The sequence below is a fragment of the Paucisalibacillus algeriensis genome, from assembly GCF_000577245.1.
Lineage (GTDB): Bacteria > Bacillota > Bacilli > Bacillales > Amphibacillaceae > Ornithinibacillus.
In genome coordinates this window covers 373,850-389,770 of the sequence record NZ_CBYO010000007.1, presented here as the reverse complement: position 1 = coordinate 389,770, position 15,921 = coordinate 373,850, and the positions used below count along the sequence as shown (strand labels likewise).

Here is a 15,921-nt window from a genome sequence, read left to right as displayed (position 1 = left end):
TAATATGTGGAAATTTTCAGTACGCCGTACGTTGATTATGATTCCTCAATTAATTGTCCTTAGTATATTGATATTTGTTTTAGGACAATTAATGCCAGGGGATGCTTTATCTGGCCAAGTAGGACCAGATGTTGACCCAGCAAGACTTGATGAAATCCGTGAACAAATGGGTTGGAATGACCCTTGGCATGAACAGTATGCTAGATGGATGGGTGGAGTTCTTCAAGGGGATTTAGGAGAATCATTTCGATTTAAAATGCCTGTTACAGAATTGATTGGCCAACGTATTGTGAACTCATTTTGGTTATCAGTCGCAACATTAATTTTAACTTATATAATCGCTATTCCATTAGGAATTACAAGTGGACGTTTTAATGACACATGGCGCGACCAATTAATTACAGGATATTCATATGTTGGATTCGCTACACCATTATTTATTTTTGCACTAGTAATGCTTTGGCTATTTGGTTTCACATTAGGTTGGTTCCCGACTAGTGGAAGTGTGACACCAGGTTTAGAACCAGGTACGTTTGAGTACGTTATGAGTAAACTATACCATTTACTATTACCAGCAATATCAATGGCACTTATTACAACATATAGTACTATTCAATATTTACGTAATGAAATCGTTGATACAAAGCAAAAAGACTTTATTATTACGGCTCGTGCAAAAGGTGCTTCGGAAACTAGAGTATACAATCGACATATATTAAGAAACTCACTATTACCAATTGCAGCATTTCTGGGGTTTGAAATTACAGGGTTAATTGGTGGATCTATCTTCATTGAGAACATTTTCGGTTACCCAGGAATGGGACAACTACTTGTAGAATCGATTAGCCTACGTGATTACACAGTATTAACTGCTGTAACATTATTGTTTGGTATTGCTTCAATACTGGGTGCACTTCTATCCGATATCATCTTAAGTATTGTTGATCCAAGAATTCGTATTAAATAAATTAGGTAAATAGTGAGGTGAAATAAATGGAAAACAAAGTAAAAGAAGAAAAAGCAAATCAACCAAATAAGAGTCCTTCTGGCTTTAGTATAATATGGCGTGAGCTTGTTCGAGATAAACTCGCGTTAATATCTCTATTCTTTTTATTGGGAATAATTGCCTTTGTTTTTGGGATTGCATTTGTATTAGATCAAGATGAAATTGTTAAGGTAGACCTGTTCTCCATCTATGAACCGCCTGGTGAAGAGTTTGTATTAGGTACCGATTACGGTGGCCGAGATGTCTTTGGACAGTTAATTATTGGTACTAGAAATTCATTGACCATTGCATTACTTGTTACACTATTGACTGGGATAATTGGAGTTGCATATGGAGTAATCTCAGGCTACTTTGGTGGTCAAATCGATAATATAATGATGCGTATTTTAGATTTCTTCATGATTCTACCTTTTACAATGATCGTAATTGCTTTCGTAGCAATTGTGCCGAAATATAACACGATAACATTTTCGCTTATTATGACGGCTTTCTTATGGATGGGAATTGCCCGTTTAATTAGATCAAAAGCTTTACAAGAGAAGGAACTTGATTATATTCAAGCTTCTAAAACACTTGGAAGCTCAAATTTCAAAATAATATTTACACAGTTATTACCTAACTGTAGCTCGCTAATCATTGTTACGATGACACTTAACTTAGCAGCGAACATTGGACTGGAATCTGGACTTTCCTTCTTAGGTTTTGGTTTCCCAGAAAGTACACCAAGTTTAGGTACACTTTTAAGTTATGCAACAAACCCACAAACACTTGAGTATAGATGGTGGATTTGGGTTCCTGCATCAATCATGATCCTACTTCTAATGCTATCCGTTAACAACGTAGGACAAGCTTTAAAACGTGCAACAGATGCAAGACAAAGAAGAGGATAATTTTATCACATTAGTGACGGGGAGTACCACTCCCTGCACGGAAAAAATTCAGAGTATTGCTACTAAACATCAAATTGATGTTCAGTATATCCTTCTTGGTCGCGCTGTATGGAATGGCCAAGAAAAAAATAACAAAAAATAGGGAGGCAACAAAGATGAGAAAGACAAGCAAATGGCTTTTAGCTCTTATGCTAGTATTACTGCTTGCTCTAGCTGCTTGTGGTGGCGGTAGCGATAATGAGTCTTCTGATGACAAAAAAGAAAATTCAGGAGACACGGATAGTAGCGAAAATGCAAAGGCAAATGAAGATGGCGTCTTTAATATTGAAGATTTCAGTATGACTGCTACTAACGACGGTGAAGCACTTGAAGATGGTACACTTACTTATGGTGTTGTGTCTGATACTGTACTAGAAGGTACATTTAACTTCAACTTCTACTCGGCAGCACCTGACTATGAAGTAATTGCATGGTTTGATGAGCCTTTATTCGACTCAGATGCTAACTATGCATACACTCAAGATGGCGCAGCAACATGGGATGTTGATGAAAGTGGAACAGTTTACACACTTAAAATTAAAGACGGTGTAAACTGGCATGATGGTAAGCCTGTTACAGCTGAAGACTGGGCGTTCGCTCACTATGTAATTGGTCACCCTGACTATGTTGGTATCCGTTACGGATCTGACTTCGAAAACATTGTTGGTATGGAAGAATACCATGCTGGAGAAACAGATACAATTTCTGGTATTGAAGTAATTGATGAGAAAACGCTACAAATTACTTATAAAGAAGGTGGCCCTTCTCAAATTACTGGAGGAATCTGGCCATATGCTTTACCGAAACATATCTTCGGTGAAATGGAAGTTGCAAACATGATGGAATCTGACGCAGTTCGTAAACAGCCAATTGGATTCGGTCCTTATAAAGTTGAATCAGTTGTACCAGGTGAATCTGTTGTTTTAACAAGAAACGAAGATTACTGGAGAGGTACTCCTGCTTTAGATAAAGTAACTGTTAAAGTAGTATCAACTTCTACTGTAGTTCAAGAATTAGAAACTGGTGGCGTTGATATGGTTGACAACTTCCCTGTTGATCAATTCATTGATAATGCAGATATGTCTAATGTTGAATTCTTAGGTGCAGTTGATGCTGCATACACTTATATCGGATTCAAATTAGGTAAATGGGATGCTGAAGCTGGTAAGGTTGTTCCAGATGAAAATGCTAAAATGGCTGATGTAAACCTACGTCGTGCTATGTGGTATGCTGTTGACAACAATGCTGTTGGAGATAAGTTCTATAACGGATTACGTTGGAACGCTACATCACTAATTATTCCTTTCTTCCCTGAGTATCATAATGCTGATATTGAAACACCAACTTATGATCCAGAAGAAGCTAAGAAGATTCTAGACGAAGCTGGATATCTAGATGTTGATGGTGATGGAATCCGTGAAAACAAAGATGGCGAAGAGTTAGTTATTAACTTTGCATCAATGGCTGGTGGAGACACTGCTGAACCATTAGCAAACTACTACATCCAAAGCTGGGAAGCAGTTGGACTTAAAGTTGAACTTGTTGATGGACGTTTACTTGAATTCAACTCATTCTATGATCGTTTAGAAGCAGATGACCCTGCATACGATATTTACCAAGGTGCTTGGGGTACTGGTACTGACGTTAACCCATCTGGTATTTTTGGTGGAAACTCGCCTGCTAACTACCCACGTTGGACTAATGAAGAAAACGATGAGTTACTTGCTCAAGGTTCTTCTATGAAGGCAATGGACACTGAATATCGTAAAGAAGTTTACGACAAGTGGCAACAACTAATGGTTGATGAAATTCCTTTGTTCCCAACTCTATACCGTTCTGTAATTGTTCCAGTGAACAATCGTGTAGTTAATTACACAATGGACCCTGCTTCAGATCTTCGTCGTTACCAAATTGGTGTAACAGAAGCTGAATCAGTAGTTGCAGAATAATTATTCAAAACGAAAAGAAGAAGCGATTGCTTCTTCTTTTTTTATTCTCCTACCGCATTATTCCCAAATCTTCTACTAATCAAAATAGAATTAGGTAAAATTCCTTATTAAATTTAACTTTTCTATAAAGTTTTCTATTTTTCATATTCCTATTAGAATATACGTTGAAAGCGCTGTAAATCTCGGATAGTAGTAACAATTGTCTAAAAAGTTTTAATAAATTGTTTAAAAAAAGCTTGTTAAAACTCTGAAAATAATATATACTTTAAAAAAATCAAACACATATTACAATTACATTACGAATTACGGAAAATTACCTAGATATCGTAATAAAGTCAATAGATAATTATTGGAAAATTAAAATTATAATAACTTATAGTAGGGCAGACGACACATTTAAGAACAGATTCACATCATGAAATTCTGCTCTTTAATATGTTTAAAAGATATTATTACTATATTAATGTCCAAATTATACATTGAATTTTTGCAATTTTTAGTTAGGGGGATTATTTTGGCAGAGAAGTTATTGGAAATCAAGAACTTAAAAACATCTTTCCGTATTAAGGACGATTACTTCGCAGCAGTTGATGATGTTTCTTTAAATGTTAATAAGAATGAAGTTTTAGCGATAGTTGGAGAATCTGGCTGCGGGAAAAGTGCTCTAGCTTTCTCTATTATGGGACTACATACTAGAGCAAAAATGGAAGGAGATATCTTATATAAAGGTGAAAACATCGTTGGTATCTCTGCTTCTAAGTTGAATAAATTACGTGGAAAACATATGGGGATGATTTTCCAGGACCCGTTAACGGCACTTAACCCACTAATGATAATTGGAGATCAGATTGGTGAAGCACTGCTTCTTCATAATAAAGAACTATCTAAAACACAGCGAAAAGAAAAAGTAATTAATTTGTTAAATAAAGTAGGTATTCCTCGAGCGGAATATGTATACGAACAATTTCCACATGAGTTATCTGGTGGTATGAGACAGAGAGTTGTTATTGCAACAGCGATTGCCAATGAACCAGAAATACTAATTGCTGATGAACCAACTACAGCATTAGATGTAACCATTCAATCACAAATTTTAGATTTGATTAAGGATTTAAAGGAAGATATGAACTCTGGTATCGTACTTATTACCCATGACCTAGGAGTTGTGGCTGAAATGGCGGACAGAGTAGCGGTTATGTATGCGGGTGAAATAGTAGAGATTGCAGAGGTAACAACGTTATTTGAAGAGCCTTTACATCCATATACACGTTCACTATTTAATTCCGTTCCAAATGCTAGTGAAGAACAAGATAGATTACATGTAATTCAAGGAATCGTGCCATCATTACAAAATTTACCACGTAATGGTTGCCGCTTTGCCCCAAGAATACCTTGGATAGATGGATCAGCGCATGAGGCACATCCACAATTACATGAAATCAAACCAGGACATTTTGTTCGTTGTACCTGTTACAAACATTTCCACTTTCCGGAAGAAGTACGTAAGGAGGAAGAACATCATGGGGTTTCTTAAAGTAGAGGATTTAAAAGTTCATTTTCCAATTAAGGGTGGACTCTTTGGAAGAACTTTAGATTATGTAAGAGCAGTAGATGGTGTATCTTTCACATTAGAAAAAGGGAAGACATATGGACTTGTAGGGGAATCTGGCTCAGGTAAATCTACTACAGGTCGAGCAATTATTGGTTTAAACCATGTAACCTCTGGAAAAGTATATTTTGAAGATAAAGAGATTACTGGCGAAACAAAAGCAAAATCCGATTTTCGAAAAGATATCCAAATGATTTTTCAAGATCCGTATTCATCCTTAAATCCTAAAAAACGTGTAATTGATCTGGTCGCGGAACCTATAAGGAACTTTGAAAAATTAACTAGAAAAGAAGAACGGATAAGGGTACAGGAGTTACTCGAATTAGTTGGTTTAAACCCAGAAAGTATTCTTAAATATCCACACGAATTCTCTGGTGGGCAACGCCAACGTATTGGTATAGCAAGGGCGATTGCTTTAAAACCTAAATTAATCATTGCTGATGAACCAGTATCTGCACTGGATGTTTCTGTACAAGCCCAAGTATTGAACTTTATGAAGGAAATTCAGGATGAATTGGATTTAACCTACTTGTTTATTAGTCATGACCTGGGTGTTATTAAACATATGTGTGACCATATCGGGATTATGTACAAAGGTCGTTATGTTGAAGAAGGGTCAGCAAAAGAAATATTCGAAAATCCACAACATATTTATACGAAGAGACTTGTAGCTGCTATTCCAGACATTGATCCAAGAAAACGGGAAGAGATGAAACAATTCCGTGCAGAGGTCAATACGGAGTATGAACAATCCTACAATGATTACTTCAATGAGGAAGGTCTGGCTTACGGGCTAAAACCTATATCTGATACTCATTTAGTGGCTTTACCGGAGAAAGGTTGATATTATGTGGAAATTTAGTGTACGTCGTATTTTAATAATGATTCCTCAGCTCTTTGTTCTGAGTTTATTAATATTCGTTCTAGCAAAAATGATGCCAGGTGATGCACTGTCTGGCCAGATAGATCCGAATATTGATCCAGAGCGTATTGAAGAACTTCGTATAGAAATGGGCTGGTACGATCCTTGGCATGAGCAATACGCCAGTTGGGTAGGCGGTGTCATGAAGGGTGATTTTGGAATGTCATTCCGCTTTAAGATGCCGGTAACAGAATTAATTGGTCAGCGAATTGTTAATTCATTTTGGTTATCAGTTGCAACGCTAATTTTGACCTATTTGATTGCTATTCCATTAGGTATTACTAGTGGTAGATATAATGATACGTTTCGAGATCAATTGATTACTGGATATTCCTATGTGGGATTTGCTACTCCTTTATTTATATTCGCACTCGTCATGCTATGGATATTTGGATTCCAGTTACAATGGTTCCCGACTAGTGGAAGTGTCGAACCGGGTATGCAACCAGGTACATTCGACTATTTTATGAGTAAATTTTATCATTTACTCTTGCCAGCTTTATCCATGGCGCTTATTACAACATTTAGTACTATTTTATATCTTAGAAATGAAATTATTGATACCAAACAGAAAGATTTCATTTTACTAGCAAGATCTAAAGGTGCTTCTGAATCAAGGGTTTACAACCAACATATATTTAGAAACTCACTTTTACCAATAGCAGCATTTTTTGGATTCGAAATTACTGGATTAATCGGGGGTTCTATCTTTATAGAAAATATTTTCGGATATCCTGGCATGGGGCAATTATTGATAGAATCTATTAGTCTTAGAGATTTTAGTGTTGTAACTGCAACTACACTATTGTTTGGAGTTGCATCAATACTAGGGGCACTAATCTCAGACATTATATTAAGTCTAGTTGATCCAAGAATTCGTATTAAATAATTTCAGGTAAACAGTGAGGTGATAAAAAGTGGAAGCAAATACAACAAATGTTGAAATTAAAACAAAAGAAGTAATCAAAAGTCCTTCAGGTTTTAGTGTAGTTGGGCGAGAATTAATTAAAGATAAATTAGCATTAATTTCCTTAATATTTCTTATAGGAATCACAGCTTTTGTATATGGTACCGCATTATTTCTAGATCAAGATGAAATTGTTAGGGTAGATTTATTCTCCATCTATGAACCACCAGGAGAAGAGTTTATTCTTGGTACAGATTATGGTGGACGTGATGTTTTCGGACAGCTGATAATCGGTACACGTAATTCATTATCTATTGCAATACTTGTTACATTAATGACTGGAATTATTGGAATCTTATATGGATTAATTTCTGGTTACTTTGGTGGACATGTAGATAACATTATGATGCGTATATTAGATTTCTTCCTAATTTTACCATTTACGATGATTGTTATTGCATTTGTTGCAATTGTACCAAAGTACGGTGTTTGGACGTTTTCACTCATTATGACCGCCTTCCTCTGGATGCAGATAGCGCGTCTCGTAAGATCGAAGGCTTTGGCTGAAAAAGAATTAGACTATATTCAAGCCGCTAGAACACTAGGTACGACAAATTTTAAAATAATGTTTAGGCATTTATTACCAAACGTAAGTTCCATTATTATTGTTACCATGACACTTAACTTAGCAGCTAATATTGGCTTAGAATCTGGATTATCCTTCCTTGGATTTGGATTTCCGGAGAGCACACCTAGTTTAGGTACTCTATTAAGTTATGCTAGAAACCCACAAACACTAGAATACAGATGGTGGATTTGGGTACCTGCATCTCTCATGATTCTTCTTCTAATGCTTGCTGTTAATAATGTTGGTACAGCACTTAGACGTGCAGTAGATGCTAGACAACGAAGAGGGTAATATTTAAGAAGTCAAGACTTTCTAAATAATTCAACTAAGTGAAGCATAGGATTTTAGGGAGGTGAGGCTTGGAATTAATAGATGATATATTCTTGTTACCTACATTAATACTACACAGTATTAATGTTGAGTATAAACTGTCGAGTAACTCGACAAAACAAAAGGGTTTATAAAAAAGGGAGGGTATTTAGCATGAGCAAGAGTTTAAAGTGGCTATTTGCGCTAATGCTTGCAATGTTACTAGTGTTAGCTGCATGTGGCAACGACACAGCTGGTGATGATGACAAGAAAGATGATCCTAAGACTGATCAAGAGGATCCAAAAGATGATGGAGAAAAAGAAGATGGGGAAGAGCCTGCTGAAGATGATGGCTTATATTCTATCGATGATTTTCCAAGAGAAAAAACTAACGAAGGTGAAGCTATCGAAGGTGGAAGACTTAACTTCGGTTTAGTTTCTGACACAGTGTTTGAAGGTACGCTAAACTATAACTTCTATTCAGGTGCTCCTGATGCGGAAGTAATTGCTTGGTTTGACGAGTCTATGCTTTACACTGATGGAAACTTTACGTTCACAAATGATGGTCCTGCTGAATTTACAACAGAACCTTATGAAACAGATGAGTATCCAAATGGTGTAACATTCACGTTCACAATTAAAGACAATGTAAACTGGCATGATGGTGAGCCAGTAAAAGCGGAAGACTGGGCATACTCATTTGAAGTAATTGGACATCCGGACTACACTGGTGTTCGTTATGGCGCTGATTTCTCTAACATTGTAGGTATGGATGAGTACAATGCTGGTGAAGCAGATACAATTTCTGGTATCGAAATTGTTGACGAAAAAACATTGAAAATTACTTATAAAGAATCTCAACCATCACTATTAACTGGTGGTGTATGGTCTTACGCAATGCCTAAGCATATCTTTAAAGATATTCCTGTAGCTAAAATGCAAGAATCGGATGCAGTTCGTAAAAACCCAATCGGTATGGGGCCATTTAAAGTTAAGAGCATTACTCCTGGTGAGTCTGTAGTATACGAAAAGTTCGAAGACTACTGGCGTGGAGAGCCTAAGCTTGACGAGGTTGTATTAAAGGTAATCAGCCCTAAAACTGTAGTTCAAGCTTTAGAAACTGGTGAAGTAGATATGGTTGATGAATTCCCATCAGACCAATTTGTTGATAATGCGGATATGTCTAACGTTGAATGGTTAGGAAATACAGATTTATCTTACTCTTACATTGGATTTAAACTTGGAAATTGGGATGCAGAGCAAAAGAAAGTTGTCATGGATCCAGAAAAGAAAATGGCTGACGTAAACCTTCGTCGTGCTATGTGGTATGCAGTAGATAATAATGCGGTTGGTGAGAAGTTCTATAATGGACTTCGTTGGAACGCAACTACACTAATTATTCCACCATTCGCTGATTATCATAATGCAGATATTGAAACACCAACATATAATCCAGAAGAAGCTAAGAAAATTCTAGATGATGCTGGATACGTAGATGTTGATGGTGACGGAATCCGAGAAGACAAAGATGGCGAAGAGCTAGTAATTAACTTTGCATCTATGTCAGGATCAGATGTAGCTGAACCTTTAGCACAATACTACATCCAATCTTGGGAAGCTGTTGGACTAAAAGTTGAGCTTATTGATGGACGTTTATTAGAATTTAATGCATTCTATGATCGTGTAGGTCAAAATGGTGAAGATGATCCTAATATCGATATCTATGCAGGTGCATGGGGTACTGGTACAGACGTAAACCCTTATGGACTATACGGTGCAGACCAAATGTTCAACTTCCCAAGATACGAATCTGAAAAGAACACTGAATTACTTCTAGCTGGTAACTCAACTGATGCATTTGATGTAGCATACCGTCAAGAAGTTTACAAAGAATGGCAAGAATTAATGGTAGAGGATATCCCAGTATTCCCTACTCTATACCGTGCTTTATTAATGCCGGTAAACAAACGTGTACAAAACTACTCACTTGAGTATGGTAGTACAATGGGGCGTCATGAGATTGCAGTAACTCAAGAAGAGCCATTCAAGCACTAAGATTAAGAGGTACGAAAAACGAAGAAGCTTTATCGCTTCTTCGTTTTTTTTCGTGCATTTTAATCAAATCATAACTAATAATTAGAAAATATTTCTAGTAATATACTACTTTTGTCTCAAATCTATTAATTTTGTAATAAATCATAGTAGTTTTGGCAATCCTTGTAACAGACTTATAAAAGTCTTGTAACGGTATAGCCTATGAAACTATGTTACGATAAGGCTTGTCCGGAATTTAAGGAGGGACTACTATGAAAAAGATGGTAGCTACAATTGCTACAGGAATTATGCTTCTAGCCCCAACTACAAATGCTTTTGCATTCGAGCTAGAACATGAAGTGTTAAAAGGTGAAACACTATGGGATATTGCGATGGAACATAACACAACTGTAGATTCACTAACTGAACTTAACGACCTAGAAACAAATATAATCTATCCAAAACAAAAACTAGCTGTCTACAAAAAGTATCTAGTAGAAAAAGGAGATACGCTTTACGGTATTTCCAAAGAACATGGTGTAACAATTGATGATATTAAAGAGTGGAATGAATTAACATCAGATTTAATTTTAGTTGGACAAGAACTATTGATTCAAGAAGCAGAAGAACATAAAGTGGTAGCTGCTGCTAAATCAATCCAACCAACAGAGGTTAAGTCAAGTACTATGACAAAAGAGGTAAAACAAGAGAAAGAAGTTAAAGAACCTGAAGGAAAAACACTTACAGTTGTTGCCACAGCATATACGGCAGAATGTGATGGATGTTCCGGAATCACCTATACTGGTATTAATTTAAATGAAGATCGAAATGCAAAAGTAATCGCTGTAGATCCAAATGTAATTCCACTAGGATCAAAGGTACATGTGGAAGGGTATGGATATGCGATTGCAGGTGATATAGGTAGTGCGATAAAAGGTAACCGAATTGACATCCACGTACCAACCAAAGAAGAAGCATTTAATTGGGGCGTAAGAGAAGTGAAAGTAACAATAGTAGAATAATACGATTAAAAAAAGGAAGCGTTCATCAATGAATGCTTCCTTTAAAATTTGCCTTTAAATGAAAAAAATTATGATTGTATATTAATAGTATTAGGATTAGTAGGATTAATAACCTCTTCAGGCTCATTAAATTGCTGATTAACACCCACAACCCCAAAACCTAAAATAATCATCATAAATAACACAACTAATAGCTTTCTCATAGCTGTCTTCCTCCAAATTGATATGTCCCTAAATGTTAGTATAATAGAAAGTAATACATAGATTCAATGAGAATCTCAAAAAAATAATAGGTAATAATTGCATTTAGGTAACTATAGAAAAATGTAGCCAGTTATTAGCCTAAACATTTAAAATAGATTATGATAAACTTAATATGGTAAGTAATATGGTAACGCTTACAAGGTAAATACTCTATAACTTAGGAGGATTTAAACATGAGTAGTAAAACTTTGGATAAGTTTTTAAACGAAAATCTAGAAGATTTGAAAGCAAATGGTCTATATAATGAAATTGATCCAGTTCAAGGTGCAAATGGCCCTGTAATTAATATCCGTGGAAAAAAGGTAGTTAATCTTTCCTCAAATAATTACCTAGGACTTGCAACAGATGAACGTTTAAAAAAGGTCGCTAAAGAAGCGATTGACTCACATGGGGTTGGTGCTGGTGCTGTACGTACGATTAATGGCACACTTGATTTACATATTGAACTAGAGAAAAAGTTAGCCGAATTTAAAGGCACAGAAGCAGTAATATCGTATCAATCGGGCTTTAACTGTAATATGGCAGCAATCTCAGCTGTAATGGATAAAAACGATGCTATACTATCGGATGAGTTAAACCACGCATCCATCATAGATGGTTGCCGTTTATCAAAAGCCAAGATTATCCGTTTTGCACATTCAGATATGAATGACTTACGTCTGAAGGCCAAAGAGGCGGTTGAATCCGGGCAGTATAATAAAATAATGGTTATTACAGACGGGGTATTTTCTATGGATGGTGATGTTGCAAAGCTCCCTGAAATTGTTAAGATTGCAGAGGAATTTGACTTAATCACCTATGTAGATGATGCACATGGTTCTGGTGTACTTGGTAAAGGTGCTGGAACTGTAAAACATTTTGGTTTACAAGATAAAGTTGATTTTCAAATGGGTACACTTTCAAAAGCAATTGGCGTAATTGGTGGTTATGTCGCTGGTAAAGCTAATCTAATTGATTGGCTGAAAGTTCGTTCACGCCCATTTTTATTCTCAACTGCCGTTTCACCTGCTGACGCCATTGCAAGTAGAAAAGCAGTAGAGATTTTAATGGAAAGTACTGAATTACATGATAAATTATGGGAAAATGGCAATTACTTAAAAGCTGGATTGAAGAAAATAGGATTTAATATTGGTGATAGCGAAACGCCAATTACACCATGTATTATCGGAGAGGAAAAGGCAGCACAAGAATTTAGTAAACGTCTATTTGAAGAAGGTGTCTACGCGAAATCAATTGTATTTCCAACTGTTCCAAAGGGTACTGGTCGTGTTCGTAATATGCCTACAGCTGCTCATACAAAGGAAATGTTAGACCAAGCAATTGCAGCTTATGAGAAGGTTGGCAAGGACATGGGATTAATTTAGTCATCTAAAAAGAGGGGAAAGCCATGAAAAGAATACTTGTTACTGGTGCTCGGGGGCAGATTGGTTCCGAGTTAATCACGAAATTAAGAGGCGTATATGGTAATGACAATATTATCGCCACAGATATTCGTACAGCGGAAGGCGAATTAAAAGAAGGACCATTTGAAATTCTGGATGTTACGGATGAAAAACGTATTTTTGAAATTGCAAAAAAGCATCAAGTAGATACGATTATGCATTTGGCTGCACTTCTTTCGGCAACTGCTGAAAAAATGCCTAAAATAGCATGGGATATCAATATGGGAGGGCTTGTAAACACATTAGAAGTAGCCCGAGAACTTAAATTGCAATTCTTTACACCAAGTTCTATTGGAGCCTTTGGACCATCTACACCGAAAGTTCAAACGCCACAGGATACGCTTCAACGTCCAACAACGATGTATGGTGTAAACAAAGTAGCAGGCGAATTACTTTGTGATTATTATTATGAACGTTTTGGAGTTGATACACGTGGTGTGCGTTTCCCTGGGCTAATCTCGTATGTAGCACCTCCAGGTGGTGGGACAACGGATTATGCAGTGGAAATTTACTATGAAGCAATAAAACAAAAAGCTTATACTTCTTATATTGCAGAAGGAACTTACATGGATATGATGTACATGCCAGATGCACTGGAAGCAATTGTTCAATTAATGGAAGCAGATTCTACTAAACTAGTACATCGCAATGCGTTTAACATTTCTGCAATATCAGCAGAACCAATGGACTTTGCTAAAGCAATTCAAAACCATATTCCAGAATTTGAAATAGCATTCAATGTTGACCCAGTAAGGCAAAGGATTGCAGACAGCTGGCCAGACAGTATAGATTCATCTGCAGCCGAAGCGGAATGGGGCTTTAAAGCTAAATATGATATTAATAGTATGACGAAAGAAATGCTGGAAAAGATTGCTGAGAAGATAAAATAGATTGTGGCGTTCTCATCTTTGGATGAGGGCGTCTTTTTTTATGTGGGAAGTGAGAGATGTAGGTGAATGGAAAGTTGGTGATGAGCCTGATTCTGGGGAGCATACGCCCAAGTCCAAGCAGGAAGGGCTCCCCCAAAAAAACAGGATGCACCCGAAAAATCAAAGCATGAACCCTCCAAAAAAAATCCCAAAACAAAAAACCCCTGCTTCAAAGCAGGGGTCAACAACCACAAATTATCCAGCATACATTTCTCTAACTCGTTTCTGTATTGCCTTGTCTCGAACATATTCATCATAGCGCATTTCTTTATCCATAATACCATTCGGTGTAATTTCAATCAGTCGATTTGCAATACTATCGATGAATTGATGGTCATGGGATGTGAATAGGATAGAGCCTTTAAATTTAATTAAGCCATTATTCAATGCTTGGATTGACTCTAGATCCAAGTGGTTAGTAGGTTCATCTAGTAAAAGCACGTTTGCATTGGATAGCATCATTTTAGATAGCATACAGCGTACTTTTTCACCACCAGATAGAACATTAGCTTTCTTTAGTGCCTCTTCACCGGAAAATAACATTCTTCCTAGGAATCCACGAAGGAATGTCTCTGTTTCGTCTTCAGGTGAGTATTGACGCAGCCAGTCAACAAGTGTTAAATCACCATTTTCAAAGAACTCACTGTTATCCTTTGGGAAGTAGGATTGAGAGGTTGTAATACCCCATTTAAACGATCCGGAATCAGGTTCCATTTCTCCAGCTAATATTTTGAAAAGCGTTGATTTAGCAATATCATTCTTACCAACAAATGCAACCTTGTCATCCTTGTTTACGATAAAGCTAACATTATCTAATACTTTTTCTCCATCAATAGTTTTCGATATACCTTCAACACGTAAAAGATCATTCCCAATCTCACGCTCAGGAGTAAAGGCAATATAAGGATATTTTCTAGATGATGGTTTAATGTCATCTAGTGTGATATTTTCAAGCATTTTCTTACGAGAGGTAGCTTGTCTAGATTTGGAAGCATTTGCACTAAATCTGGCAATAAAGGCTTGCAATTCTTTAACCTTTTCTTCTTTTTTCTTATTGGATTCTTGTGCCATTCTAGATGCTAGTTGGCTTGATTCATACCAAAAATCATAATTACCCACATAAATTTGTATCTTTCCATAGTCAACATCTGCAATGTGCGTACATACTTTATTTAAAAAGTGACGGTCATGTGAAACAACGATAACGGTGTTTTCAAAATTAATTAGGAATTCTTCAAGCCATTGAATAGCTTGGATATCCAGACCGTTAGTAGGCTCGTCTAGAAGTAAGATATCCGGGTTACCGAAAATCGCTTGAGCAAGCAATACCTTAACTTTTTCATCTTCTGTTAACGAAGACATCAATTTCGTATGAAGTTCTTCTTTAATACCTAATCCTTTAAGAAGGACGGCAGCATCCGATTCAGCTTCCCAACCGTTCATTTCAGCGAAATCACCTTCAAGTTCAGCGGCGCGGATACCGTCTTCTTCAGTGAAGTCTGCTTTCATATAAATTTGGTCTTTTTCTTGTTTTACTGCATATAGTTTTTCATGTCCCATTAATACAACCTCTAAAACAGGGAACTCTTCGTATGCAAAGTGGTCTTGTTTTAAGACTGCTAGGCGTTCGCCAGGGGACATGGATACATTCCCGGTTTGTGGATCTATTTCACCAGATAATATCTTTAAAAAAGTTGATTTACCGGCACCATTTGCGCCAATAACACCATAACAATTTCCAGGAGTAAACTTTAAATTTACATCCTCAAACAATTTTTTATCGCCATATCGTAAACTTACATTAGTAACAGTTATCATTGTTTGGTTTTCCTCCAAAATAATTACTTCACCGTAAGCTTACGAAATTTAAGGGGTTTCGTCAATGTAAAACCCCGGATTTATGACTATTTAGATGATTTGAATAAAATAAATTGCAAAATTGACTTGTATATTTGTTGTTTTTTCGGTAAA

Annotated in this window: 13 protein-coding genes; 11 read left to right on the top strand and 2 right to left on the bottom strand. The window is 36.5% G+C overall.

Features of this window, described 5'->3' with window-relative positions:
• Nucleotides 1-4: 4 nt before the first annotated feature.
• The 9 genes from opp4B (TY11_RS06370) to TY11_RS06330 all read left to right on the top strand — a co-directional run bounded on the left by opp4B (TY11_RS06370) (nucleotide 5) and on the right by TY11_RS06330 (nucleotide 11,315).
• Nucleotides 5-967, top strand: a complete 963-nt coding sequence (opp4B, locus tag TY11_RS06370) for an oligopeptide ABC transporter permease (protein ID WP_042144060.1) — start codon at nucleotides 5-7, stop codon at nucleotides 965-967.
• Between the two features lie 26 nt (nucleotides 968-993).
• The gene (locus TY11_RS06365) at nucleotides 994-1,896 is read left to right on the top strand and encodes an ABC transporter permease (protein WP_042144058.1); all 903 of its coding nucleotides are present in this window, start codon (nucleotides 994-996) and stop codon (nucleotides 1,894-1,896) included.
• Between the two features lie 155 nt (nucleotides 1,897-2,051).
• On the top strand, nucleotides 2,052-3,884 hold the full coding sequence (gene opp4A / locus TY11_RS06360; protein ID WP_042144055.1) for an oligopeptide ABC transporter substrate-binding protein: 1,833 nt from the start codon (nucleotides 2,052-2,054) through the stop codon (nucleotides 3,882-3,884).
• A 514-nt stretch (nucleotides 3,885-4,398) separates the two neighbouring features.
• Nucleotides 4,399-5,418 carry an ABC transporter ATP-binding protein gene (locus TY11_RS06355; RefSeq protein WP_042144052.1) on the top strand — a complete coding sequence of 340 codons (1,020 nt, stop codon included), beginning with the start codon at nucleotides 4,399-4,401 and terminating at the stop codon, nucleotides 5,416-5,418.
• The gene (locus tag TY11_RS06350; RefSeq protein ID WP_042144050.1) at nucleotides 5,405-6,337 is read left to right on the top strand and encodes an ABC transporter ATP-binding protein; all 933 of its coding nucleotides are present in this window, start codon (nucleotides 5,405-5,407) and stop codon (nucleotides 6,335-6,337) included. The genes TY11_RS06355 and TY11_RS06350 overlap by 14 nt, the downstream gene beginning before the upstream one ends.
• Nucleotides 6,338-6,341: 4 nt before the next feature.
• A complete protein-coding gene (gene opp4B / locus TY11_RS06345; RefSeq protein ID WP_042144048.1) occupies nucleotides 6,342-7,304 on the top strand; it encodes an oligopeptide ABC transporter permease in 963 nt (320 codons plus the stop codon).
• Between the two features lie 28 nt (nucleotides 7,305-7,332).
• A complete protein-coding gene (locus TY11_RS06340; protein ID WP_042144046.1) occupies nucleotides 7,333-8,241 on the top strand; it encodes an ABC transporter permease in 909 nt (302 codons plus the stop codon).
• A gap of 192 nt (nucleotides 8,242-8,433) precedes the next feature.
• The gene (gene opp4A / locus TY11_RS06335; RefSeq protein WP_042144044.1) at nucleotides 8,434-10,314 is read left to right on the top strand and encodes an oligopeptide ABC transporter substrate-binding protein; all 1,881 of its coding nucleotides are present in this window, start codon (nucleotides 8,434-8,436) and stop codon (nucleotides 10,312-10,314) included.
• A gap of 251 nt (nucleotides 10,315-10,565) precedes the next feature.
• Nucleotides 10,566-11,315, top strand: a complete 750-nt coding sequence (locus tag TY11_RS06330; protein ID WP_042144042.1) for a 3D domain-containing protein — start codon at nucleotides 10,566-10,568, stop codon at nucleotides 11,313-11,315.
• 68 nt (nucleotides 11,316-11,383) lie between these two features.
• Here the strand turns inward: TY11_RS06330 and TY11_RS20975 are convergent, their stop codons facing one another.
• Nucleotides 11,384-11,518 (bottom strand): hypothetical protein, encoded by a 135-nt coding sequence (locus TY11_RS20975; RefSeq protein WP_255342656.1) that lies wholly within the window; start codon nucleotides 11,516-11,518, stop codon nucleotides 11,384-11,386.
• Nucleotides 11,519-11,752: 234 nt separating this feature from the next.
• On the opposite strand from TY11_RS20975, the gene TY11_RS06325 reads away from it, so the two are divergent.
• Together TY11_RS06325 and TY11_RS06320 are read left to right on the top strand one after the other, a co-directional pair.
• The gene (locus TY11_RS06325) at nucleotides 11,753-12,943 is read left to right on the top strand and encodes a glycine C-acetyltransferase (protein ID WP_042144040.1); all 1,191 of its coding nucleotides are present in this window, start codon (nucleotides 11,753-11,755) and stop codon (nucleotides 12,941-12,943) included.
• 23 nt (nucleotides 12,944-12,966) lie between these two features.
• Nucleotides 12,967-13,911 carry an L-threonine 3-dehydrogenase gene (locus TY11_RS06320; protein WP_042144038.1) on the top strand — a complete coding sequence of 315 codons (945 nt, stop codon included), beginning with the start codon at nucleotides 12,967-12,969 and terminating at the stop codon, nucleotides 13,909-13,911.
• A 234-nt stretch (nucleotides 13,912-14,145) separates the two neighbouring features.
• On the opposite strand, the gene TY11_RS06310 is transcribed toward TY11_RS06320, so the two are convergent.
• Nucleotides 14,146-15,768, bottom strand: a complete 1,623-nt coding sequence (locus TY11_RS06310) for an ABC-F family ATP-binding cassette domain-containing protein (RefSeq protein ID WP_042144033.1) — start codon at nucleotides 15,766-15,768, stop codon at nucleotides 14,146-14,148.
• Nucleotides 15,769-15,921 lie beyond the last annotated feature (153 nt).